The sequence below is a fragment of the Micromonospora coriariae genome (assembly GCF_900091455.1).
In the GTDB taxonomy this organism is placed as follows: Bacteria; Actinomycetota; Actinomycetes; order Mycobacteriales; family Micromonosporaceae; genus Micromonospora; species Micromonospora coriariae.
Genome location: NZ_LT607412.1, coordinates 4,429,712 through 4,453,402, shown reverse-complemented (window position 1 = coordinate 4,453,402; position 23,691 = coordinate 4,429,712). Strand labels below are relative to the sequence as shown.

Genomic DNA, 23,691 nt, shown 5'->3' with positions numbered 1-23,691 from the left:
GGGGCGGGCCGTCACTGCGCACTGTAGTCGGCCTGCCCGAACACCGACAGCGCGCCCCAGGGGCGACCTCCCACCGGGCCGGGCGGTCAGTAGGTCACCGAGTGGTTCTCGCCGGCCTCCGGCGGGTGGCCGGTCACCGCGGCCCTGGCGAAGCCGAGCAGGTTGACCATTGTGCTGCTGGGCGAGTCCCAGTACTCGGCGGAGCTGGCGTGCACCTTGATCAGCGTGAGGCCGGGGGTGTCCAGGCCGTCCGGGAACCAGACAGTGAGCAGCGGGTTCCACAGCCGCTCGGCGCGGGCCCGATCGAACCCCTCGTTGGCGGTGCCGGAGACCGACACCCAGGCGTTGTGCCGCTGGTCGGAGAAGGCGACGTTGACCTCCGGGTTCACCCGGATCTGGCGGACCTTGGCCGAGTCGACGTCGGCGAAGAACCACAGGTCGCCGTCGAACTCGGCCTCCTGAAGCGCCATCGGCCGGCTCACCTGCCGCCCGTCCAGGGCGATCGTGGTGAGCATGCAGATCCGCGCGGCCCGAACCAGCTCGGTGACCCGCGCACGGGCTTCGGCCGCGCTGGTCGGCTCGTTGCTCATGGCACTCTCCCTCGGCTCGACTCGCCGAACCGGTGCCCGGGACAGAACCGGTCAAACCTCCGTGCCCGCGACCGCACCGGCGACCGCCGCTCAGCGGGCCGTCATCGCACGCCAGCGGGCCAGGTTGTGCCGGGCGTCGACCAGAGCGTCGTGCCGGGCGGCGTCCGCGTCCGGCAGGGTCGGCCGGCCCCGGTCGTCCCACAGCTGCCGCAACTCCTTGGTGAACCGGGGGATCTCCCGGGGCAGCGCCGGCATCGCCCCCCAGAGCTGCGCGAGCACCACGTGGTCGTACGCCGCGTACCAGGCCCACAACTCCAACTGCTCCCCCGGCCGATCCCGGACCGGCTCGAGCAGGAAGTCGTGCAGATCGTCGCGGATGCGCTCCCGCGAGCGCCAGGCCCGGTCCGCCGGCGAGGGCAGCTTGTCCAGCACGTTGCGCCTGACCCAGGGCACGGCGCGGGAGTCGTCGAACTCGGTGGAGACCGCGTAGAACTCGCGGCCGTACTCGTCGACGACACCGATCGAGACGAGGTCGACGATCCGGCCGTCCTCGATGAACTCGCAGTCGTAGAAGTAGCGGTAGACCATTCCGGCCATCCTCGCCCACCGCCGGCCGGCGGTGGGCGGCGGGGGGGCCGCGGACGGCGTCCCCCCGGCCGCCGGTGACCAGCGGCACCGGCCCGGAACGGCGCCTCGACAAGCGGTGCGCCGCAGCTCGCGACGGTCACGGAAGTGCTTCGAGGGGTGTACAGCAAGCGACCGGACCGTCATGATCTGATGTGTACCGCTACCGGACGCCGAACCGGTGTCAGTTCACCTTGTCGGGGCCATCAGGTTCGCCGGTGAGCGAGTTGTGGTCCTTGACCGGGGAGGGGTTGGGCCGTGGAGGTTCGCCTGCCGGAGCCGGGTGATGCGCTCACGGGTGTCGAGATGTTCGCCGGGTTGGAGCCCGAGGTGCGGCAGCGTGTCATCGCCGCCGCCGTCCCGCGCACCTACCGCAAGGGTCAGTTGCTCTTCGTGGAGAACGACCCGGGCGAGTCGCTGATCGTGCTGCGCCGCGGCGCGGTGGCCGTCTTTCGCACCGCACCCACCGGCGAGCGGGCCGTGCTGTCGGTGATCCGCCCGCCGGACGTGCTCGGCGAGGTCTCCCTGCTCGACGCCTCCACCCGCTCGGCCTCCGCCGAGGCCATCGAGGACTGCGCGGCACTCGCGCTCTCCCGGGGGGCGTTCATGGAGCTGGTGCACTCCAACCCGCGCATCCTGGACGCGGTGATGCGCTCGCTGGGCGGGCTCATCCGCCGGCTCACCGAGCAGAACGCCGACCACGTCTTCCTCGACCTGCCCGGCCGGGTGGCCAAGACGCTGGTCCGGCTCGCCGGCGAGAGCCAGGCCCCGATGATCACGATCGAGCTCAACCAGAGCCAACTGGCCGAGATGGCCGGCGGCTCCCGGCAGAGCGTCAACCAGGCGATCGGCTCGTTCGCCAGTCGAGGCTGGCTGCGTACCGAGGGGCGACGGATCGTGGTGACCGACGTCGCCGCGCTGCGCCGGCGCGCCGGCATGAACGACCGCTGACCCCGCGGGCACAACCACCAGAGTGGACGCGACGCGGCCGGGTCACCCGAGGGCGGCCCGGCCGCGTCGTCGCGTCACCGGCGCTGAGTCAGACCCCGGAGCTGCCCGGCCCGGCCCACTTGTCCGGACCCTTGCCGTCACCGTCCGGGCCGTGGGACTGCTCGACGACGATGCCCTCGGCCTGGAGGGTGGCGAGGGTGGCGGCGTCGACGTCCACCGAGTCACCCGCGGAGTGGCTGACCCCGTTGCCGTCGGTCCAGTCGCTCTCCAGCTTGACGTACACCATTGACCTGTCCCCCTCTGGTCGCTGATCGACATGTAGCCGCCTGAATCTAGTCCGTCGCGCCGCCCGCGGACTGTCCACAAGCCAACAGGCCGGTACCCGACAGCGATGCCGGCGGTGATACTTCCTCTGACGCGACGCCGTGGGGGGCGTCCGGTTCGCCAGTGGAGGATGTCATCGCCGCGCAGTGTGGGCGCTGTGGACGCACGGCCGCCGACGGCGACCGCTTCTGCGGTGGCTGCGGCGCCGAGCTGGGCGCGGTCTGCCCGCACTGCCTGCGTCCACTCGCCTCGGACGTCACGTTCTGCACCTCGTGCGGGTCGCCCCGGCCGGGCGCGGACCGCCCGGCGGCGCTCACCCCGCAGGAGGACCGCCGCCGGGTGAGCGTGCTGTTCGTCGATCTGATCGATTTCACCCCGTACGTGGAGCGGGCCGACCCGGAGCAGGTCCGCGGGATGCAGACGGGCTTCTTCTCGGCGGCCCGCCGCGTGGTGGGCCAGTACGGCGGCGTGGTGGAGAAGTACATCGGTGACGCGGTGATGGCGCTCTTCGGCGCCCCGATCGCCACCGAGACCGACGCGTTGCGTTGCGTACGGGCCGGATTGGAACTGCAACGGGTGCTCACCCGGTTCGCTCCGACCGGCAGCACCGAGCTGCGGTTCCGGGTCGGTGTGGCCACCGGTGAGGCGCTGGTCGACGTGGCCGCCGCCCGCGACGGCGGGCAGGCGATCGTGGCTGGCGACGTGGTGAACACCGCCTCCCGGATGCAGTCGGTCGCGCCCCCGGGCGGGGTGCTGGTCTGCGGCACCACACACGCGCTGACCAAGGACGCGATCCGCTACGAGGAGCAGGCCCCGGTCACGCTGCGCGGCCGGTCATCGCCGACCGAGGTGTGGCTCGCCCTGTCGCCGCTGCGCCGCCAGCCCACCGACCGGGAGCCGGACACCACACCGCTTGTCGACCGGGAACACGAGCTGGGCATGCTTGTCAACGCGCTGCACCGGTCGCTGCGCGACCGGCTGCCGCAGGTGGTGACGATCTTCGGTCGGGCCGGCATCGGCAAGAGCCGGCTGCTGCGGGAGCTGTACCGGCACACGGGTCGGCTGGTGGACGAGCCGCTGACCTGGCGCACCGGGCGCTGCCCGCCGTTCGGGGAGAACGTCACGTTCGCCGCGCTCGCCGACATCGTCAAGTCTGAGGCGGGCATCCTGGACACCGACCCGGCCGGCAGCGCGGCGCAGCGGTTGGCCGCCGCGGTCGGCGAGCTGATCGGCCCGGGCGAACGCGACCGGGTGGTGGACGCGCTGCGCCCGCTGGTCGGGTTGCCCGGCACGCCGCTGCCGGCCGAGGAGGCGGAGTCGGCGTGGCGGCGTTTCCTGCTGGCGCTGGCCGCCCGCCGCCCCACCGTGCTGGTCTTCGAGGACCTGCACTGGGCGGACGACGCGATGCTGCGCTTCGTGGAGCTGCTCGGCGCGGCGGCCCGTGAGGTGCCGCTGCTGCTGCTCTGCACCGCCCGCCCGGAGCTGGTCGACCGGGACCCGAGCTGGGCCGGCACCATCACCGGCTCGGTGACGATCACCCTGCCGCCGCTGCGCGACACCGGGATCGCCGCGCTGTACGCGCACCTGTTCGGCCAGGCGGCGTTCTCGGCCGACATGTTGAGTCCGCTGATCGAGGTGGCCGGCGGCAACCCGCTCTACGCCCACGAGTACGTCCGGATGCTGATCGAGCAGGGCGCGCTGCGCCAGTCCGGGCGGGGATGGTCGCTGGACAAGCAGCTCGAGCTGACCATGCCGGAGAGCGTGCACGCGGTGATCGCCAACCGGGTGGACCTGCTGGACGCCAAGGACCGCGCGGTGCTGCTGGCCGCCTCGGTGGTCGGGGTGCAGTTCTGGCCCGGTGCGGTGGCCGCCGCGCTGGGGCAGCAGGTCGAGTCGGTCGAGCGTTCGCTGCGCCGGCTGGAGCAGCGCGACTTCGTGCACGAGCAGGCGGCGTCGACGATGGCCGGGCAGGCGGAGTTCCGGTTCCGGCACGTGCTTGTGCGCGACGTCTGCTACCAGCGGCTGCCCCGCACCGAACGGGTGGCCCGGCACGAGCGGGCCGCGGACTGGCTCGACGCGCTGTCCCACAGCCGCGACACGGATCTGGCCGAGGTGCTCGCCCACCACCGCTGGGCGGCCCACGAGATCGCCCGTTCGCTCGGCATGGAGGTGCGGCGGTACGCCGGGCCGGCGCGGCAGGCGCTGCACCGCGCGGCCCGCCGGGCGTACGCGCTGCACGGGCTGGACGCGGCAGCCAGCCACGCGGGCCGGGCGCTCGGACTGGCCGACGACAGCGACCCGGTGGGCCGGCTCCAGCTGGAGCTGCTGAGCACCGAGATCTCGTTCTACCGGGACGGCAACGCGTTCCTCTCCGGTGGTGGCCCGGAACAGGTGCACACCCTCGCCGACCGGCTGCTGGCGCACGGCGACGACGCCTGCGCGGCCCGGGCGTGGACCCTGCTCGGCCAGGCCGCCTGGCTGCGCGCCGACCGCGGCGACGCGCTGGCCTGCCTGGACCGCGCGGTGCAGCTGTTCGAGCCGCTGCCGGACACTGCCCAGAAGGCGGACGCGTACGCCGAGCTGGGCCGGTTGCACATGCTCAACTACGAGCGGGATCCGGCTGTGACGGCGGCGGACACCGCCGCGGAGATCGCCGAGCGGCTGGGCCTGACCGAGACCCGCACCAATGCCCGGATCACCGCGGCCACCGCCCGGTACCAGTCCGGCGACCGGGTCGGCCTGGACGAGCTGCACGCGATCGTCGAGTTCAGCCGCGCCGGTCAGCTGCTCGCGCTACCCCGGGCCACCCAGAACCTCGCGTGGGCGATCCGGGAGGAGGGCGACTGGCTGCGTTCCGACGCCCTGCTCTCGGCCGCGCCGGCCCGCACCGCCAGCGGCCAGACGTTGACCACCAGCTACTCGGCGGAGGCGATGCGCGCCTGGTTCGACGGCGACTTCGGCCGGCTGCTCACCGCGGCGGAGGCGTTCGTGGACACCCCGACCGGCAGCTGGGACATGCAGGTGCGGGGGCTGCGCTGCTGCCTGCTGGTGCTGCGCGACGACGACGACCCGGACGACGTGGCCGACGCGTTGGACACCGCACGGCGCAGCGGGTTCCACCGGCTGCACTGGACGATGTTGAGCATGGCCGCGCTGTGCCGGGCGCTGCAGGGCCGCGACGCCGAGGCGGCGGCGCTGATCGACGAGCTGGGCAGGTCCTGGTCGGCGGTGCCGGCGCTGGCCAGCGGGGAGTGGATCGCCGCCGCCGCGTACGCCGGCGCACTGGCCGGCCGGGACGCCGCGGTGCGGGTCCGGGCGATGCTGGACCGGGTGGGTCACCGGACGCCCTGGTCGGAGGCGGCGCTGCGGACCGTGACGGCGGCCCTGGCCGCGGCGGACGGCGACCACCGGCGCTCGGCCGAGCTGCACCTGGCCGCCGCCGAGGTCTACGGCCGGATTCCGGATGTCAGCGACCGGGTGCTGGCGCTGGCGTTCGCGGCGGCGGAGCTGACCCGCGCGGGCGACCCGGCGGGCGCCCGGGTGCCGCGCGCCGAGGTGCGCACCTTCGCGTTGCGCAACGACGCCCCCGGGCTGCTCGCGCTGGCCGGCCGGCCGATCGCCCCGACCGGGCCGGCGGTCGCCTGCTGAGCCGGGCTCAGGCGGCGATCGGGGTGGGGACGGGTTGGGGGTCCTTGAGCTTCTGCGCGTAGATGTCGACGTACTCCCGGCCGGAGAGCTCCATCAACTCGTACATGATCTCGTCGGTGACCGCGCGCTCCACGAACCGGTCACCGGCCAGCCCGGCGTAGCGGGAGAAGTCCAGCGGAGCACCGAAGCGGATCTTCACCCGGGCGACCTTGGGGATGAGCTTGCCCGGGGGTTGGATCTCGTCGGCGTTGAGCATCACCACCGGCACCACCGGCGCGCCGCTCTCCAGCGCGAGTCGGGCCACCCCGGTCTTGCCCCGGTAGAGCCGCCCGTCCGGGGATCGGGTCCCCTCCGGGTAGATGCCGGCCACTCCCCCGGCACGCAGCACCTGCATCTGGGTGTCCAGCGCGGCGCGGGCGGCCCGGCCACCGGAGCGGTCGACCGGGATGGTGCCGGTGCCGACGAAGAACATCTTGGTCAGCCAGCCCTTGATCCCCTTGCCGGTGAAGTACTCGGCCTTGGCCACGAAGGTGACCTTCCGGGAGGTGATCAGCGGTGTGAAGATCGAGTCGGAGAAGGAGAGGTGGTTGCTGGCCAGGATCACCGGACCGGTCGCCGGCACGTGGTGCAGGCCCTCCACCTGCGGGCGGAAGATCAGCTTGAGCAGCGGACCGAGGATGACGTACTTCAACAGCCAGTAGAGCACCGGCGTCCTTTCCGTGGTGGGCCCGCTGCGGCGCTCCGGTGCCGGAGCGTCGCCGTCGTCGATGAGCCTACGAAGCGCGGGCCGCCCACCACAACGGACGCCGGGGCGGCTTCCGGTCGCGCCGGGTTGAAGATCGACTGATCTCGGGCCGACCCGTCCCCTGCCGCGTCCCTCGCAAGAACGGACAAAGGGGCACGGCCGCCACCAGCAGCGGGGACGCTGACTTTGGAAGACGCGACACAACGCACTCCCGGAACCGGGCCCTGACGTGTCACGATTCAGAGCACGGCGTGCGGACGGGCGTCGAGGGGGCTGGGCGGCCGCGCCGGAAGGCGCGTTGAGGAGGATGTCCGGGTGTCAGCGGGTGGGGCCCGCCGGGGACGGCGGGACAACGGGCTCGACGCGAACGAGTACGCCGTCGTCGGCGACGTCGATCCGCGCGTCGGCGAGCACCTGCTCGACGTGCTGGCCGCCGGCGGGATCGCCGCCTACCTGCAACCCTCCGCCGACCTCAACCCGGTCACCCGCACCACCACCGTCCCGGCCCGCCCGGTGGACCGGCTCTACGTCGACCGCTCGCACCTGACCACCGCACGGGACTACCTCACCCAACTCGCCGACGAGACCGCCCCCGACCAGCCACCGGCTCGTGACGAGCCGGACATCGATGCCGAGTGGGCCCGGATCGTCGCCGGCTTCCACACCACGTCGGCGGCGGGCGAGCACCCGTGGCCGGCCGCGGAGGACGTGGACGACCAGGAGGACCGCGAGGACCGGGACGAGCCGGCCGCCGGTCCGCTGGCCCGCTCCGGCGCGGACGAGGCCGGGCCGACCGCCACAGACGTCCGCCGGCTACCGTCCGCAACCGACATCTCCGGGATCTCGATCGGGCGCGGCGCCCGGCCGGACGAGCCGTCGCTGCTGGACGGGCTGGACACCTTCGGCGCGGATCTGCCCGACGACGAGGACGAGGACGAGGGCTACCACCCGCCTCCGCCGCCGCCGCTGCCCCGGTTCTCCAAGTACGCGGTGGTCGGCACGCTCGCGGTGGTCGTCGGGTTCGTGCTCTTCCTCTTCCCGGCGCTGCTCCCGATCGACCGTTCGGCGGTCACCCTCTTCGGGTTCACCGGCATCCTGGCCGGTTTCGTCACGCTGATCTGGCGACTGCGCCCCGGCGACGAGGACGACAGCGACCCGGACGACGGAGCCGTCGTCTGACCCCCGGCCACGCCGCCGCCGACCGCATCCCGGGACGCCACCGCCCCGCGCGGGACGTAACAGTGGTGTAACTTACTGTCAGTAGGAATACCGCTGTACGTCACTTCCCCGACTGACTGACCGGTTTTCCCTTGCTCGCGGCGGTCGGTCCTCTGCTGATCGGAATGCCCGAGATGCGACAGAGCTCCCTCGTGGTGGTGGCCAACCGCCTCCCCATCGACGACAGTGTGGCGCCCGACGGGGCCTGCGAATGGCGGCGGAGCCCGGGCGGGCTGGTCAGCGCGCTGCACCCGTTGCTGCGGCACACCCCGGCGACCTGGGTCGGCTGGGCCGGCGGCACCGGCCCCGCCCCCGCACTGCCGGACGTGGACGGCGTCCGGATGCACAGTGTCCCGCTCAGCCACGAGGACCTGCGCGACCACTACGAGGGGTTCGCCAACGCCACCCTGTGGCCGCTCTACCACGACGCCGTCGAGCAGCCGCAGCACCACCGCCGGTGGTGGGAGGCGTACCAGCGGGTCAACCAGCGCTTCGCCGAGGCGACCGCCGAGGTGGCCGAGCCGGGCGGGGTGGTCTGGGTGCAGGACTACCACCTGCACCTGGTCCCCGGTCTGCTCCGTGCGCTCCGGCCGGACCTGCGCATCGGATTCTTCCTGCACGTGCCGTTCCCGCCGCCGGAGCTGTTCATGCAGCTGCCCCGTCGGGCCGAGCTGCTACGCGGCATGCTCGGCGCCGACCTGGTCGGCTTCCAGCGAGCCCAGGCGGCGCACAACTTCGCCCAACTGGTGACCAAGGTGCTGCAGCTGCCGGCCACCGACCGGCGGATCGGGATCGACGACCGGGTGGTGCGCATCGGCGCGTTCCCGGTCTCCATCGACACCGCCGAGATGGCCGCGCTCGCCGCCCGCCCCGAGGTGGCCGCACGGGCCCGCCGGCTGCGCCAGGACCTCGGCGACCCCCGGCAGGTCATCCTCAGCGTGGACCGGATGGACTACACCAAGGGCATCGAGCAGCGGCTCAAGGCGTACAGCGAACTGCTCGCCAGCGGCGACGTCAAGGTCCGCGACACGGTGCTGGTGCAGGTCGCGATGCCGAGCCGGGAACGCGTCGGCCAGTACCAGATCCTGCGCGAGCGGATCGAGCGCGAGGTCGGCCGGATCAACGGCGAGTTCGGCCGGGTCGGCGAGCCGGCCATCCACTACCTCACCCAGCCCTTCGACCGGGCCGAGCTGGCCGCGCTCTACCGGGTCGCCGACGTGATGGCGGTGACCCCGCTGCGGGACGGCATGAACCTGGTCGCCAAGGAGTACGTCGCGGCCCGGGTGGACGGCGCGGGGGCGTTGCTGCTCAGCGAGTTCGCCGGCACCGCCGCCGAACTGTCCCAGGCGTACCTGGTCAACCCGCACGACCTGGAGGGGCTCAAGCAGGGGCTGCGCGCCGCGCTGCGGGCCAGCCCGGCCGACGTCGCGGAACGGATGCGGGCCATGCGCGCCTACCTGCACCAGCACGACATCCGGGCCTGGGCCCGCTCCTACCTGAGCGCGCTGGACGAGAGCGGTGCCCTGGTCAGTCGCCTGACCAGCACCGACGGCACCGCGCGGATGCCGGCCCCGGCGCCCAGGGCCACCCCGGCCGGCAGCGCGGCCACGCGCCCCGCGGGCGGCTGACCGCCGCGCGCCGGCCGGACGCGGAACGGTCAGTGCGCCGCCGGCTCCTTCTCCAACCAGTCCAGGATCGCGTCGATCGGCTCCGCCCAACGCGCGTCGAGCATCAGGTCGTGGCCCATCCCGGGGAAGAGCAGCGGCGCCGAGTCGTACCGGCGGGCCACCCGGTTCAACGTCGACGTCGGCACCACCCGGTCGTCCGGGCTGCCCAGCACCAGCACCGGGGGCGCGCCAACGGCCGGCTCGGCCGTCGGCTCACCCAGCAGCGCCCACTGCGCCCGCCGGCCGGCCCGACCGAGCCGGGCGACGTGACGCCGGGCCTCCGCCTCAGGCAGTTCGCGGCTGAACAACTGGCCGCGGCTGAGCCGCAGCGGCCCGCCGAACACCGCCGGCAACGTACCGGACGGGTTGCGGCGCAACGCCGCGCCGAACACACCCCAACCGCCGAAGACCGGCGCCACCAGCACCGCACCGCGCGCCGGGTAGCGGGCCAACGCGTGCGCCACCACCAGCGCCCCCGCGCCGTGCCCCACCAGCACCGCCTGGCGCGGCAGGCCCGCGGCCACCTGGACCACGTCGTGGGCGTACGCCCGCAGTGTCGCCTCCGGCGCCGGTTCGCTGCCGCCGTGCCCGCGCAGGCTCATCGCGTACGCCGGGAACCCCCGCGACGCCGCGTGCCCCAACCAGTGCTCCGCGAACGCCCACGCGCCGTGCCCGAACCCGGGGACGAAGAGCAGCGGCGGGCGCCCCTCCTCCAGCTCGGGGGTGGCGCTGAGCACCTCACGCCGGGCCGGCCGGACCGGGCGGGACCACTCCCGGCCGCGCATGATCCGCAGCTCAGTCACTTGGCCCACCTTTCGTTCGCGACTGCGGGGCTCGCAAGCTCACTCCTCGCGCTCACTTGCCCTCCAGGTCGGTGAGGGCGCGCTGGACGGCGCGCAGGTAGTCGGCGTGACCGACCTCGAACCAGTGCCGGCTGCTCTCCTTGACCTGCGCGGAGTAGCGCTCGCCGGCCCGGTCGCGCACCCGCTGCGCGAACGCCGCCGCACGGTCCGGCCGGTCCCGGCGGGCCTGCAACAGCCGGGCGAAGAGCACCGTCTGCCAGTGCGACAGGGTGAACAGACCGGAGTCCGGCTGCACCAGGCCCGCGACCGCCAGGGTCGGATGCCCCGGTGTGAAGGCGTTGAGCCACAGCGTGGGCCGGCCGACGCCGGCGCTGTCGCCGAACACCGACGCGTCGAGGAACTCGAAGCGCGGCAGGTAGCCGGTGGCGAAGATGACCAGCTCGGGATCGATCTCGCGGCCGTCGGTCAGCTCCACCGCGTACGGGTGGAACCGGGCGACGTCGGGCACCGGGCCGATCGCGCCGTGGCCCACGTAGTAGACGAGCTGGCTGTTCGCGATCGGGTGCGTCTCGTACACCCGGTGGTCGGGCTTGGGCAGGCCGAAGCGGGTCAGGTCGCCGACGGTCAGCCGCAGCGTCCAGTGGTAGAGCCACTGACGCACCCGCAGCGGCACGCGCAGTGCCAGCAGGGCGTCGTTGACCTGGTCGGCGGGGCGGCCGAGCACGTACTTCGGCGCGTACCAGTAGCCGCGCCGGGTGGAGTGCCAGCACCGCGACGCCTGCTGGGCGGCCTCGACGGCGATGTCGCAGCCGGTGTTGCCGGCGCCGACCACCAGCACCCGCTTGCCCCGCAGCTGCGCCGGGTCCTTGTACGACGACGCGTGCATGATCTCGCCGCGGAACTGCTCAAGCCCCTCGTAGCGGGGGAGCTTGGGCGACCAGTTGTGGCCGTTGGCGACCACCACGGCGGCGTACTGGGAGGTGCGCTCCGGCCCGTACCCGCCGGTGGAGCGGGTGGTCACGTCCCAGCGCTCCCCCGCCGCCGGCTCGACCCGGATCACCTCGGTGCCGAACCAGATGTGCGAGCGCAGGTCGAAGTGGTCGGCGTACCGCTCGAAGTAGGAGAGCAGCTGGCTGTGGTGCGGGTAGTCCGGCCAGGAGTCCGGCATCGGGAAGTCGGGGAACTGGGTGAACGGCTTCGACGAGAGCAGGTGGGTGCTGGCGTACACCGGGCTGCGGTCGTGCCGCCAGTTCCAGGCGCCGCCGACGCCGGTCTCCCGCTCGTAGCAGTCCACGCCGAACCCGTGCTCGCGCAGGTTCTTGATGGCCGTCAGGCCGCTGGCCCCGGCCCCGATGACGCAGACCGTGTCGCCCCGGTCGGAGACCGGGCGGCCGTCGCGGCTCAGCGCGGACGGGTTCGCCTCCGGGTCGGGCCGGCCGTGGTCGGTGGAGGTGGACACCGGGACATCTCCTTTTGTGCGGCACGCGTGCCGGTCGCCGCGAAATCCTCTCCACATCGGAGCCGGATGTCCAGCCCCGGCGGGGACGGATCCGCGGTCGCGCCGGTCGGGGGTCAGCCGGTGGTGGGCAGTAGCAGGTCGACCAGGACCGGGAAATGGTCGCTGGCCCGCCGGGTCTGCGGGGTGTCCACCACGTCGTAGTCGACCACGCTGATCCGCGAGTCGACGAAGAGCGCGTCGATGCGCCGGCGCGGGTCGGCGCAGGAGTACGTGAGCCGGTCGGCCCGGTCGGCCGCCACCGCGGCGTCGGTCAGCCCGCGCGCCACTGTCGCCCAAGCCGGCCCGTCCGGGCCCTCGTTGAGGTCCGCCCCGGCCACCACCGGGTCGCCCGCCGCGTCCAGGCCGCGCTTGAACTCGGCGGCCTGCGCGGGGCGCTCGGCCGGATCGGTGGACAGGTGCGAACCGGCGAGGGTGAACCGGGCCTCGCCGACGCGGCAGTCGGCGTACGCGGCGCCGCGCAGGTGCCGGCCGGGGGTGAGCGGGAAGCGCTGGCAGCGGGTGCCCCGCACCTGGACCCGCAGGCTGGTCAGCAGCAGGTTGCCCAGCGCGGGCAGCCCGCCGGCGGCCACCACCAGGCCGAACGACTCGGCCAGTGAGGCGGACTTCTGCCGCCACCGGAACCGGCGCGGCCCCTCCTGCACGATCACCACGTCCGGCGTCACGGCGCGGACCACCGCCGCCAGCGCGGCGGTGTCGTCGCGCTGGCTGTGGATGTTGTACGACACCACGCGCAGCGGTACGCCGCGAGGCTCGGCCATCCCGGCTCGCCTCAGATCCGTCGGGCCAGGTCGGCGGCGCCGATCACCCCGGCGCTGTTGCCCAGCTCCGCGGGGAGCACCTCGGCCACCGGCAGACGCCCGCGCTGGGCGAGCGCGTCGAGGTACGAGCGGCGCGCCGGGCCGAGCAGCAGGTCACCGGCGTCGATCACGCCGCCCCCGACCACCAGGGTCTGCGGGTCGAGGATCTGTGCCATGTCGGCGAGGCTGGTGCCCAACCACCGGCCGATCTGCGCGAACGCCTCGGTGGAGACCGGGTCGCCGCCCTGCGCGGCGGTGGTCACCATGTGGCCGGTGATCGCCTCGGTCTCCCCGCCGGCCAGCTCCAGCAGCGCGGTGGCCCGCTGCGGCTCCTGCCGGGCGCCGGCCCGGGCGAAGCGGACCAGGGCGCTACCGCTGGCGTACTGCTCGATGCAGCCCAGCCGCCCGCAGCCGCACTGGTGCCCGTCCGGCACGGCCAGCATGTGGCCCAGCTCCGCGGCGACGCCGTGCGCGCCACGCAGCAGCTCACCGCCGAGCACGATGCCACCGCCGACGCCGGTGCCGATGGTGAACATGACCATCGAGTCGTCGGCGTCCCGGGCCGCGCCGTAGCGGAACTCGGCCCAGGCGGCCACGTTGGCGTCGTTCTCCACGATCACCGGCAGGCCGACCGCCTTGCCGACGTACTCGCGCAGTGGCTCGTCGCGCCAGGCCAGGTTGGGGGCGAAGAGCACTGTCGAGCGGTTGGCGTCGATCCAGCCGGCCGCGCCGATGCCGACGCCCTCGATCGTCCGTCCGGCAGCCAGCTCGCCGACCAGGTCGATGATGACGTCGCGGGTCTTGGCGACGTCATCGGCGGGAGTGTCCCGTCGGGTCTGCACGAGGACCGTGCCGGCGTCGTCCACGACACCGCCGGCCACCTTCGTGCCACCGACGTCGACTCCGATGGTCAGCGTCACCGCTGCCGCTCCCCTCTGCTGTGCTGTCCGGCCCGCGCACCGGCGACACGCCGGTCCGGGTCGGGATGTCCCGCGCTCAGGCGACGTCGCCCGGTGCGGCCGCGCCGGTGTCGTCGGGCACCCGCGACGCGGGCACCACAGGTCGGTCGCTCGGCGCGGGTGCGGTGACCGACCCGGCTTCGTCGACGGGTGGTGCGGTGTCCGGGGTGAGTGGGTCCGCCGTCCGGGTGGCGACCGTCCAGACGTCCCGCTCCGGCGCCGGCTGAGAATCATGCCCGCTACGGGTGGCATCGCGCCACACGTGATCCTCGCCGGCCCCGGCGGACCCGTCGGCCGGCGTGGGCTCGGGGATGTCGGCGCCGGCGGCCGGGGCGGACGCCGGTCCTGGCGGGGCGGATGGCGCCGACGGGCTGGCCGCGGGCGGCTCCGCCGGGGCGAACGCGCGGAGCAGGCTGGCCACACCGGCTGCGAGGTCGCCGGCGCCGGTGGCCAGCCGCTCGGCGAATTCCGGACTCGGATCACGTAACGCGGCGATGCCCCGACAGACCGGGCAGACGCAGCATTCGGCGGAGCCGGTGGCGAAACCGCCACCGGTGCCGGATTGACCACCGGGGGCGGCACTGTGACCGAGGACACCCGCCAGCATCCCGCCCAGCGGGCCCCACGCGCCGCCCGCCGAGCCGGCGGAGGCCAGCCGCGCCCCCGCGAGCAGGGTGGCGACCAGCCGCTCCGCCTCTTCCCGGGCCGAACCCGGATCCGTCGCGTCCATGGTCGGCTCCTCTACCGTGCCGCCGTACGCGTCACTGCGCCGCACCGGATGCTTCTACCCGGTGCTTGAGCTGCTTCAACGCGGTATCCATGATCATCTTCTCGGCCTTGCGCCGGAACATGCCGAGCATTCCCACGGAGAGTTCGACCTCCAGGGTGTAGGTCACCGTGGTGCCGCCGTCCGGGTTGCCCACCAGGTCGTACGAACCGCGCTGGCTCTTCTGCATCTTCGACGGCGCGACCAGGTGCCACTCGATCCGGGACAGGTCCTCGGCGTACTCGTAGGCGAGCACGTACTCGTCGGCCATCACCGCGGCGTCGATGGTGAAGCGCACCTGACTGGCGTAGCCGTCCTCGTACTCCTCGATGACCTCGGCGCGGCGCACCGCCTCGGTCCACTCCGGGTAGCGCGCGAAGTCGCAGATGACCGCCGTCACCCGATCCGGTGACGCGCCGATGATGATCGACTGGGTGGAGGAGTCCGCCATGGGGGGAGGCTACCCGGCGGACAGCGCCCGCGTGCCGCGCCGCCCCCACCGCGCCCGGCGGCGAGGTCCGCGCCCCCACCCGGCGCCGTGGGTCAGCACCCACCGCACGCCGTAGGCCGACCGCCACGATGCCCGACCGACCCTCCTGGTTGTCCCACCCGACCCAACCGCCGGGTAGGTTTCGACAGAGCCGACGCCCGCGGTGGCGGCCGGCCCGGTCAGTGCGAGCACGAAGGAGTGCAGGTGCGCGAGTTCTCCGTTCCGCCGATCGTCACCGTTGGCGACGCGGCCAACCTCACCGATCCGGTCTGGGACAACGCCGAGGCCGCGCCGGACGCCGTGCAGTTCGCCCGCCGCACCCCGGCCGCCGACGGCACGGGCACCGCCTGGGCGGAGGTGACCTGCCGGCAGTTCCGGGACGAGGTGGTGGCGGTGGCCGCCGGGCTGATCGCCGCCGGCATCGAGCCGGGCGCCCGGGTCGCACTGATGAGCCGCACCCGCTACGAGTGGACGCTGCTGGACTACGCCATCTGGACGGCCGGCGCGGTCACCGTGCCGATCTACGAGACCTCCAGTTCCGAGCAGGCCGCCTGGATCCTCGCCGACTCCGGCGCGGTCGCCGTCGTGGTGGAGACCGACGCGCACGCCAGCCTGGTCGCCGGCGTCCGGGACCGGCTGCCCGAGCTGGCGCACGTCTGGCAGTTCGACCGGGGCGGGGTCGACGAGCTGGTCACGAGCGGCGCCGCGGTCGAGCCGGCCGAGGTGGAACAGCGCCGCAAGGCGGTCCGCGCCGACGACCTCGCCACGATCATCTACACCAGCGGCACCACCGGCCGGCCCAAGGGCTGCGTGCTCACCCACCGCAACATGTACGCCGACATCGCCAACGCGGTGCCGGTGCTGCCGAACCTGTTCCACGCCGGCGCGGCCACCCTGCTCTTCCTGCCGCTGGCACACGCCTTCGCCCGGCTGATCCAGATCGGCGTGGTGCATGCCCGGGCCACCATGGCGCACTGCGCCGACACCAAGAACCTGGTCGCCGAGCTGCAGGAGTTCCGGCCGACCTTCGTGCTCTCCGTCCCCCGGGTGTTCGAGAAGGTCTACAACGCGGCCAAGCAGAAGGCCGAGGCCGACGGCAAGGGCGGCATCTTCGCCCGCGCCGAGCAGGTCGCCATCGCGTACAGCGAGGCGCTGGAGACCTCCCGCGGGCCGGGCATCGCCCTGCGTGCCCAGCACGCGGTCTTCGACCGGCTGGTCTACGGCAAGCTGCGCGCCGCGCTCGGCGGCCGGTGCCGGGACGCCATCTCCGGCGGCGCGCCGCTCGGCGCCCGACTCGGTCACTTCTTCCGGGGCATCGGCGTGACGGTCCTCGAGGGCTACGGGCTGACCGAGACCTCGCCCGCCGCGGCGGCGAACCTGCCCACCGGCACCCGGATCGGCACCGTCGGCCGCCCGCTGCCCGGCGTGACCATCCGGATCGACGACGACGGTGAAATCCTGATCTCCGGCGATCTGATCTTCCAGGGCTACTGGCACAACGAGACGGCGACCGCCGAGGCGCTCAGCGCCGACGGCTGGTTCCGCACCGGCGACCTGGGCCAGCTCGACAACGACGGCTACCTCAGCATCACCGGCCGGAAGAAGGAGCTGATCGTGACCGCCGGCGGCAAGAACGTCGCCCCGGCGGTGCTGGAGGACCAGGTCCGGGCCCATCCCCTGATCAGCCAGTGCGTCGTGGTCGGCGACCGGCAGCCGTTCATCGCGGCGCTGGTCACCATCGACGAGGAGGCGTTGCCCGCCTGGCTGGAGTCGGCCGGGCTGCCCGCCGACAGCCGGGTCGAGGACCTGCGCGAGCACGAGGGCCTGCGGGCGGAGATCCAGTCCGCGATCGAGAGCGCGAACCAGGCCGTCTCCAAGGCCGAGGCGATCAAGGTGTTCCGGGTCCTGCCCCGCGACTTCACCGAGGCCACCGGCGAGCTGACCCCGTCGCTCAAGGTCAAGCGGCAGGTCGTCCACAAGACGTACGCGGCGGAGATCGCCGATATCTACCGGGGCTGACTACCATCCGTCACGTGCCCGCATCGACACCCGCCGCACCACATCCGCATCCCCTCGCCGCGGCCGCCCGCCTGGTGATGCTGTCGCTGGTCGCCGTCCTGACCCTGTTCGCCACCCGCGACGTCAGCCAGCTGTGGTGGATCGCGCTGCTGGCGGTCGCCGGGCTGCCCTCGCTGCTGGCCCCTCAGCACCGGCTGATCGGGCCGCTGAGCCGGGTGGCCGAGGTGGTGGTGCTGGGGCTGGCCGCGAGTCAGGTGGCCGCAGTCGCGTCGATCGGCGGCACTGTCGACGGGCTCGGCGCCTCGGCGGTGCTGCCGTACCTGGCGGTGCCGGTGACCGTCACCGCGCTGCGCCGCCGCTTCTCCGAGGGCGCCGCGCTGCTCGCGGTCACCGCAGCGACCCTGCTGATCACCGGGGCGCTCACCGAGGTCGACGGGGAGCGCCAGCTCGGCCAGCTCGGCTACCTCGCGGTCTGTGCGCAGTGGCTGCTCCTCGCCGCGCTGGGGCTCTACGCCGCCGGCACGCTGCACCGGGTGATGGCGGTACGCGGTGAGGGCAAGCCCCAGCCGTACGCCGAGGCGACCCGGCTGCTGACCCAGCTGCGCACGGTGGCCCGGCAGCTGCCCGGGGCGACCCTGGACCCGGGAGGCATCTCCGAGCACCTGCTGGAGGAGCTGCGCACGGTGGCCCGGGCGGACCGGGGCGCGGTGCTGTCGGCCAGCGGCGGCGGCCGGCTCGTGGTGCTCGCCCAGGCCGGGGTGGACCGGGTGGACTGGGAGACGACGCTGGACGCGGACTCGGCGATCGCCGACGCCTGGGCCAGTCAGCAGCCGCAGACCGCCGCGCGGTCGCAGTCCCGCTCGCACCGCGGCGGCGACGTCTCCGCGTTGATCGTTCCGCTGGTCGCCGGGGTGCGCACTGTGGGGCTGGTGGTGCTGGAGGCGGACGCCGCCCACGCGTACCCGGCACCGGTGGTGTCCCGGGTGACCGCTCTGACCCAGCCGGCCGCGCTGCGGCTGGAGGCGGCGCTGCTCTTCGACGAGGTCCGCTCGCTGGCCACCAACGAGGAGCGGCAGCGGCTGGCGCGGGAGATCCACGACGGGGTGGCGCAGGAACTGGTGATGGTCGGCTACGGCATCGACAACGCCCTGGCCACCGTCTTCGACGACGCCGAGGAGACCGCCGAGGCGCTGCGTACGCTGCGCGGCGAGGTGACCCGGGTGATCACCGAGCTGCGGCTGAGCCTGTTCGAGCTGCGCAGCGAGGTGGACCGGCAGGGCGGGCTGGCCGCGGCGATCGCCGAGTACGCGCGCACCGTGGGCGCCTCCGGCGGGCTGCGGGTGCACCTGTCGCTGGACGAGTCCACCGCGCGGCTGCCGGCGGCCACCGAGGCCGAGTTGCTGCGCATCGCGCAGGAGGCGGTCACCAACGCGCGCAAGCACGCCGGCGCCTCCAATCTCTGGGTCACCTGTGAGGTCGACCCCCCGTACGCGCAGATTGAAGTGTCGGATGACGGTCAGGGGATGGCTGACCAGCGGCCCGACGGGCGGTACGGTCTTGCGATCATGGCCGAGAGGGCGGAACGTATCCGGGGCCGGTTGGAGATCAGGCCCCGGCAACCGAGCGGCACAACCGTGGCGGTGGTTCTCGGCACCTCGCCCCGGCGCGATAACCTGCGCGGTAGCGCAGCAGCAGAAGGGGAGTAACCCGAGGATGACCACCAGTCCGACACCGGCCACCCGCACCAAGGTCCTCCTTGTTGACGACCACGACCTGATTCGCAAGGGCCTGCGGCACGCCTTTGAGCGCGACCGTCAGTTCGAGGTCGTCGGTGAGGCCGCCACGGCGGCAGAGGGGGTACGCCAGGCCGGTGCGCTTCAGCCGGACGTGGTGATCATGGATCTCCGGCTGCCCGACGGCAGCGGCCTCGAGGCCACCCGTGCGCTGCGCAAGTCCAGCGCCTCGATGGGCATCGTGGTGCTGACCATGTACGCCGGCGACGACCAGCTCTTCGGGGCCCTGGAGGCCGGCGCGAGCGCCTTCGTGCCGAAGACCGCCCCCGCCGACGAGGTGGTGGCCGCCGCGCGGCACGCCGCCTCCTCCCCGAGCGCGTTCACAGCGGCCGACCTGGCCGAGGCGATGAAGCGCCGGCTCGCCCCGTCCGGTCCGCAGCTCTCCCCGCGCGAGGGGCAGGTTCTGCGGCTGCTCGCCGACGGGATGAGCGTGGCAGGCATCGCCAAGCAGTTGTTCGTCAGCGAGTCCACGGCCAAGACGCACATCTCCAAGCTGTACGAGAAGCTCGGTGCGGCCAACCGGGCGCAGGCGCTGATGACGGCGCTCCGGCTCGGCCTGCTCGAGGCGCCGGACGCCCCGAAGTTCTGATCTGACCCCGCTCGTCGAGCGGGACACCGCGACCGAAGGTCCGCGCCGGCTCCGGCCGGCGTGGACCTTCGCGTATCGACCGACGTCGGCGGGAACCTGGCGGCACGCTATGGTCTGGCGGGAACGTGAGGGGCACAATACCCGCGCGGGCGACGACGCCCGCGTCGCGGACTCGAGGGGTGAGCGCATGCAGCGGCCGGACTGGGCACCCGACACCATCGACATCGAGCGCCCGAGCGTCGCGCGGATGTACGACTACTACCTCGGCGGCTCGCACAACTTCGCTGCCGACCGGGCCGCGGCGCAGGCGATGGTGGCCGCGGTGCCGGAGGCGCCGCTGATGGCCCAGGCCAACCGGGCGTTCCTGCGTCGGGCGGTGCACCACCTCGCCGAGTCCGGGATCCGGCAGTTCCTGGACATCGGCTCGGGCATTCCCACGGTCGGCAACGTGCACGAGATCGCCCAGCGGCTCGACCCGGAGTCACGGGTGGTCTACGTCGACGTCGACCCGGTGGCCGTGGCGCACAGCCGCGAGATCCTGGCCGGCAACGACCGCGCGGTGGTGGTGCAGGAGGACCTGCGACGCCCGGAGAAGATCCTGACCCACCCGGACATCCGCAAACTGCTCGACCTGGACCAGCCGGTGGCCGTGATGATCGTGGCCGTGCTGCACTTCGTGTCCGACGAGGACCGTCCGGCAGAGCTGCTGCGGACCCTGCGCGACGCGCTGGCCCCGGGCAGCTACCTGGTGCTGTCGCAGGCCAGCGACGACGGGCGCAGCCAGGACGAGCGGGCCGAGGCGGAGCGGGTCTACCGGCGTACCGACAGCCCACTCTGGGTCCGCAGCCGGGCCGAGCTGACCGCGCTCTTCGACGGGTTCGAGCTTCTCGACCCGGGCGTGGTCTGGGTGCCGCAGTGGCGGCCGGACACCCCGGAGAGCGCGGAGGACGCCGAGCGCGCGGTCTTCATGGGCGGCGTCGGGCGCCTCGGTGGCTGAGTCGCCCGGGGCGACCTCCTGCCCGGGTACGTTCGCCAAGGCCTGGGCCAAGGCCGTCTCCGGCACCAGCTATCTGCCGATGACGCAGGCCCAGCTCGAGACTCTGCTGCACCGGCTCACCGGGCAGTTGGCCGGCGCGCTGACCGCCGAGCCGTTCGACGTCCGCGCCGGTTATCGGGTGGGCGCCGAACTGGTCGCCGCGCACATCGCCTCCGCCGAGGGGCTGGGCCGTACCGTCGAGGTCATCCAGCTCCGGCTGATCCGCGACCTGGGGCTGGTGGCCGAAGACGTCGAGGACCGGATGGCGCGGCTGCTGGCCGCCGTGGCCACCGGCTACGCCCGCGCGCTGCGGGACCGGACGCTCGACGAGCAGGAGTCGATCCGCCGGGCCGCCATGATGGCCCGCACGCAGGCCGAGCGGGCGCTGCGGGCCAGCGAGGCGCGGTTCCGGCACCAGGCCACCCACGACCCGCTCACCGGCCTGCCCAACCGGACGCTGTTCACCGAGCGGCTCACCGCCGCGCTCAACGAGCCGGGCCGGGGCGCGCAGCGGGTCGGCGTGTGCTTCATCGACCTGGACCGGTTCAAGGTCGTGAACGACACGCTGGGGCACCAGGTCGGCGACCGGCTGTTGACCACGGTGGCCGAGCGGCTGTGCCAGACCGTGGGCGAGCACCTGGTGGCCCGACTCGGTGGGGACGAGTTCGTCATCCTGGTGGAACGCAGCGGCGGCACCGAGGACATGGTGGCGATGGCCGAGGCCGCACTGGCCGCCGTCCGGACACCGGCGCTGGTGGACGGGCACGAGCTCCAGGTCTCCGCGAGCATCGGCATCGTCGAGCGCCAGGTGGCCGGCGCCAACCCCAGTGACCTCATGCGGGCCGCCGACAGCACCCTGCACTGGGCGAAGTCGGCCGGCGGGGCGCGCTGGGCGCTGTACGACGCCGAGCGCAACCGACGCGAGCTGGCCCGGTACGCGCTCTCCGCGGCCATCCCGGCCGCCCTGGAGCGAGGCGAGTTCTACCTCGACTACCAGCCGCTGACCTCGCTCCGCGACGGCCGGCTGGTCGGCGTGGAGGCGCTGGTCCGCTGGCGCCACCCGGAGCTGGGTGTGCTGCGGCCGGACAGCTTCATCGGGCTGGCCGAGGAGACCGGGCTCATCGTGCAGCTGGGTGGATGGGTGCTGGCCGAGGCGTGCCGGGAGGCGGAGGCCTGGTCGGCCGGCGGGACGGCCGCACCGTTCGTGAGCGTCAACCTGGCGGTCCGGCAGGTGCACCGGCCCGGGCTGGTGCAGGAGGTACGCGGCCTGCTGCGGCAGACCGGACTGCCGCCGGAGCGGCTGCAGTTGGAGATCACCGAGAGCACGATGATGAGCACGGCGAAGGAGCCGGTGCGCGCCCTGCGGGTGCTGGCCGACCTCGGCGTGCGGATCGCCATCGACGACTTCGGCACCGGCTACAGCAATCTGGCTTACCTGCGGGACCTGCCGGTGACGGAGCTGAAGGTCGCCGGGGAGTTCGTGGCGGGGCTGCGGTCCCCCTCGGTGGGGCGCACGGATGAGCGGATCCTCGCCTCGCTGGTCTCGCTGGCGCACGCACTGGACCTGACGGTGACCGCCGAGGGGGTGGAGACCGCCGGGCAGGCCGAGCGGCTGCGGGCGATCGGCTGCGACGCCGCCCAGGGCTGGCACTTCGGCCGGCCGGCCCCCGCCGACCGGATCCTGGCCCGCATCCGCTGACCCACCCCGGCGCTGGTCGGGCGCGTCCCCGTGGTCGCGGGGTCGGCGCCGACCGCGATACCGCACAGGCATCTTTATGACTCTGAGGTATCACCCTCGAAAGGCGGGCCCGCCGGAGCCGGCACCCGGAGCAAGGGGTAGACACCGTCTACGTGGCCCTGGTAGACAATGTCTATGAGTGCGGAGGGGAGTGTCCGGGCCCGACTGGTGGCCGCCGGGGTGGACCTGGTGGTGCGCGAGGGCCAGTCGGCGGTGTCACTGCGGGAGATCGCCCGCCGGGCCGGGGTCTCGCACGGCGCGCCGCGCCGCTACTTCCCCACCCACGTCGACCTGCTTTCCGCCATCGCCCGGGAGGGCTTCGCCGACCTCGCCGCCCGCGTCGAGCGGACGATGCGCTCCGCCGGTCCCGACCCGCGCGCCCGGCTGACCGCGCTCGGCCGGATGTACCTGGACTTCGCGGCGGCGCACCGCGGGATGTTCGAGCTGATGTTCCGGCACGACCTGCTGGCCAGCGGCCGGCTCCAGCTGCGCGAGACGAGCCTGCCGCTGTTCGCCGTCCTGGCCGACCTGGTGGCTCAGGTGCGCCGGCCGACCGACGCGCCGGCCCCGGTGCTGGCCGGCGCGCTCTGGGCCAACCTGCACGGCATCGCCCAGCTCTGGGCCTGGGGCAGCCTGCCGCTGGCCACCGGCGCCACCGACGACGACGCCCTGCTGCACGCCGCACTGGACGCCCACCTCGGCCCGGCCCCCGACTGAACCATCCATTCCGCACCCGGAGGACACGTGCCCCTGCTGTACGACCTCACCAAGCTGACCGTCGGCACCGCGCTGCGGCTGGGCTGGCGGCCACGCGTGGAAGGGCTCGAACACCTGCCCCGGCGCGGCGGCGCGATCCTCGCCGGCAACCACCTCTCCGTCGCCGACGAGCTCTTCCTCGTCAGCGTGACGCCCCGGCACGTCACCTTCTGGGCCAAGTCCGAGTACTTCAGCGGCCGCGGTCCGGGCGGCTGGCTCAACCGGCGGATCGTCGCCGGCATGGGAGCGATCCGCGTCGAGCGCGCCGGCGGCCGGGCCGCCCTCAGCGCCCTCGACGCCGCCGTGCCGGTGCTCCGCGCCGGCGGTCTGGTCGCCGTCTACCCGGAGGGCACCCGCTCCCCGGACGGGCGGCTCTACCGGGGCCGCGTCGGCATGACCCGGCTGGCCCGCGACGCCGAGGTGCCGATCATCCCGGTAGGCGTGCTCGGCACCGCCGAGGTGCTGCCCGTCGACGCGCGGCTGCCGCGCCGGCACCCGGTCAGCCTGCGATTCGGCCCGCCGATCCCGGTCGCGGGCCGGATCAACGGGCCACGCGACATCCGGACGGTCACCGACGAGGTGATGGCGGCCATCCAGCGGCTCACCGGCCAGGAGTACGTGCCCCGCTACGCCCCGCCCCGATCGGCTCCCAGCTGAAA

General features: G+C 73.6%; 21 protein-coding genes. 11 read left to right on the top strand and 10 right to left on the bottom strand.

The window, feature by feature from the left end:
• Positions 1 to 86: 86 nt before the first annotated feature.
• The gene (locus GA0070607_RS20870) at positions 87 to 590 is read right to left on the bottom strand and encodes a pyridoxamine 5'-phosphate oxidase family protein (protein ID WP_089019702.1); all 504 of its coding nucleotides are present in this window, start codon (positions 588 to 590) and stop codon (positions 87 to 89) included.
• Between the two features lie 90 nt (positions 591 to 680).
• On the bottom strand, positions 681 to 1,178 hold the full coding sequence (locus GA0070607_RS20865) for a polyadenylate-specific 3'-exoribonuclease AS (RefSeq protein WP_089019701.1): 498 nt from the start codon (positions 1,176 to 1,178) through the stop codon (positions 681 to 683).
• A gap of 294 nt (positions 1,179 to 1,472) precedes the next feature.
• Between GA0070607_RS20865 and GA0070607_RS20860 the strand changes: the two genes are divergently transcribed.
• Positions 1,473 to 2,165 (top strand): Crp/Fnr family transcriptional regulator, encoded by a 693-nt coding sequence (locus GA0070607_RS20860; protein WP_030337710.1) that lies wholly within the window; start codon positions 1,473 to 1,475, stop codon positions 2,163 to 2,165.
• An 88-nt stretch (positions 2,166 to 2,253) separates the two neighbouring features.
• Here GA0070607_RS20860 and GA0070607_RS20855 read toward each other — a convergent pair whose 3' ends face one another.
• Positions 2,254 to 2,451, bottom strand: coding sequence for a hypothetical protein (locus GA0070607_RS20855; protein WP_089019700.1), 198 nt, complete (start codon positions 2,449 to 2,451; stop codon positions 2,254 to 2,256).
• A 161-nt stretch (positions 2,452 to 2,612) separates the two neighbouring features.
• Here GA0070607_RS20855 and GA0070607_RS20850 point away from each other — a divergent pair, with 161 nt between their 5' ends.
• Complete coding sequence (locus GA0070607_RS20850; protein ID WP_089019699.1) at positions 2,613 to 6,137, top strand: adenylate/guanylate cyclase domain-containing protein; 3,525 nt, start codon at positions 2,613 to 2,615, stop codon at positions 6,135 to 6,137.
• A gap of 7 nt (positions 6,138 to 6,144) precedes the next feature.
• On the opposite strand, the gene GA0070607_RS20845 is transcribed toward GA0070607_RS20850, so the two are convergent.
• Positions 6,145 to 6,843, bottom strand: coding sequence for a lysophospholipid acyltransferase family protein (locus GA0070607_RS20845; RefSeq protein ID WP_089019698.1), 699 nt, complete (start codon positions 6,841 to 6,843; stop codon positions 6,145 to 6,147).
• Positions 6,844 to 7,197: 354 nt separating this feature from the next.
• On the opposite strand from GA0070607_RS20845, the gene GA0070607_RS20840 reads away from it, so the two are divergent.
• Positions 7,198 to 8,061, top strand: coding sequence for a hypothetical protein (locus GA0070607_RS20840; RefSeq protein WP_089019697.1), 864 nt, complete (start codon positions 7,198 to 7,200; stop codon positions 8,059 to 8,061).
• 173 nt (positions 8,062 to 8,234) lie between these two features.
• Positions 8,235 to 9,728 carry an alpha,alpha-trehalose-phosphate synthase (UDP-forming) gene (locus GA0070607_RS20835; RefSeq protein ID WP_231930095.1) on the top strand — a complete coding sequence of 498 codons (1,494 nt, stop codon included), beginning with the start codon at positions 8,235 to 8,237 and terminating at the stop codon, positions 9,726 to 9,728.
• A gap of 29 nt (positions 9,729 to 9,757) precedes the next feature.
• Here GA0070607_RS20835 and GA0070607_RS20830 read toward each other — a convergent pair whose 3' ends face one another.
• The 6 genes from GA0070607_RS20830 to GA0070607_RS20805 form a co-directional block, all read right to left on the bottom strand.
• Positions 9,758 to 10,552 (bottom strand): alpha/beta hydrolase, encoded by a 795-nt coding sequence (locus GA0070607_RS20830; protein ID WP_089021983.1) that lies wholly within the window; start codon positions 10,550 to 10,552, stop codon positions 9,758 to 9,760.
• Between the two features lie 70 nt (positions 10,553 to 10,622).
• Entirely contained in the window at positions 10,623 to 12,029 is a 1,407-nt protein-coding gene (locus GA0070607_RS20825) for a flavin-containing monooxygenase (RefSeq protein ID WP_089019696.1), read from the bottom strand.
• A 113-nt stretch (positions 12,030 to 12,142) separates the two neighbouring features.
• The gene (locus tag GA0070607_RS20820; protein ID WP_089019695.1) at positions 12,143 to 12,847 is read right to left on the bottom strand and encodes an endonuclease/exonuclease/phosphatase family protein; all 705 of its coding nucleotides are present in this window, start codon (positions 12,845 to 12,847) and stop codon (positions 12,143 to 12,145) included.
• Positions 12,848 to 12,858: 11 nt separating this feature from the next.
• Positions 12,859 to 13,806 carry an ROK family glucokinase gene (locus tag GA0070607_RS20815; RefSeq protein ID WP_089019694.1) on the bottom strand — a complete coding sequence of 316 codons (948 nt, stop codon included), beginning with the start codon at positions 13,804 to 13,806 and terminating at the stop codon, positions 12,859 to 12,861.
• A gap of 76 nt (positions 13,807 to 13,882) precedes the next feature.
• Positions 13,883 to 14,575, bottom strand: a complete 693-nt coding sequence (locus GA0070607_RS20810) for a hypothetical protein (RefSeq protein ID WP_089021982.1) — start codon at positions 14,573 to 14,575, stop codon at positions 13,883 to 13,885.
• Positions 14,576 to 14,606: 31 nt separating this feature from the next.
• A complete protein-coding gene (locus tag GA0070607_RS20805; RefSeq protein ID WP_089019693.1) occupies positions 14,607 to 15,062 on the bottom strand; it encodes an SRPBCC family protein in 456 nt (151 codons plus the stop codon).
• Positions 15,063 to 15,305: 243 nt separating this feature from the next.
• Between GA0070607_RS20805 and GA0070607_RS20800 the strand changes: the two genes are divergently transcribed.
• The 7 genes from GA0070607_RS20800 to GA0070607_RS20770 all read left to right on the top strand — a co-directional run bounded on the left by GA0070607_RS20800 (position 15,306) and on the right by GA0070607_RS20770 (position 23,689).
• Positions 15,306 to 17,120 carry an AMP-dependent synthetase/ligase gene (locus GA0070607_RS20800; RefSeq protein WP_089021981.1) on the top strand — a complete coding sequence of 605 codons (1,815 nt, stop codon included), beginning with the start codon at positions 15,306 to 15,308 and terminating at the stop codon, positions 17,118 to 17,120.
• 14 nt (positions 17,121 to 17,134) lie between these two features.
• The gene (locus tag GA0070607_RS20795) at positions 17,135 to 18,826 is read left to right on the top strand and encodes a sensor histidine kinase (RefSeq protein ID WP_089019692.1); all 1,692 of its coding nucleotides are present in this window, start codon (positions 17,135 to 17,137) and stop codon (positions 18,824 to 18,826) included.
• Between the two features lie 7 nt (positions 18,827 to 18,833).
• Positions 18,834 to 19,502, top strand: coding sequence for a response regulator transcription factor (locus GA0070607_RS20790; protein WP_007072219.1), 669 nt, complete (start codon positions 18,834 to 18,836; stop codon positions 19,500 to 19,502).
• A 187-nt stretch (positions 19,503 to 19,689) separates the two neighbouring features.
• Complete coding sequence (locus GA0070607_RS20785; protein ID WP_089019691.1) at positions 19,690 to 20,499, top strand: SAM-dependent methyltransferase; 810 nt, start codon at positions 19,690 to 19,692, stop codon at positions 20,497 to 20,499.
• A 79-nt stretch (positions 20,500 to 20,578) separates the two neighbouring features.
• Complete coding sequence (locus GA0070607_RS20780; RefSeq protein WP_231931186.1) at positions 20,579 to 22,237, top strand: putative bifunctional diguanylate cyclase/phosphodiesterase; 1,659 nt, start codon at positions 20,579 to 20,581, stop codon at positions 22,235 to 22,237.
• A 174-nt stretch (positions 22,238 to 22,411) separates the two neighbouring features.
• Positions 22,412 to 22,993, top strand: a complete 582-nt coding sequence (locus tag GA0070607_RS20775) for a TetR/AcrR family transcriptional regulator (protein ID WP_089019689.1) — start codon at positions 22,412 to 22,414, stop codon at positions 22,991 to 22,993.
• 27 nt (positions 22,994 to 23,020) lie between these two features.
• Positions 23,021 to 23,689 (top strand): lysophospholipid acyltransferase family protein, encoded by a 669-nt coding sequence (locus tag GA0070607_RS20770; protein WP_089019688.1) that lies wholly within the window; start codon positions 23,021 to 23,023, stop codon positions 23,687 to 23,689.
• Positions 23,690 to 23,691 lie beyond the last annotated feature (2 nt).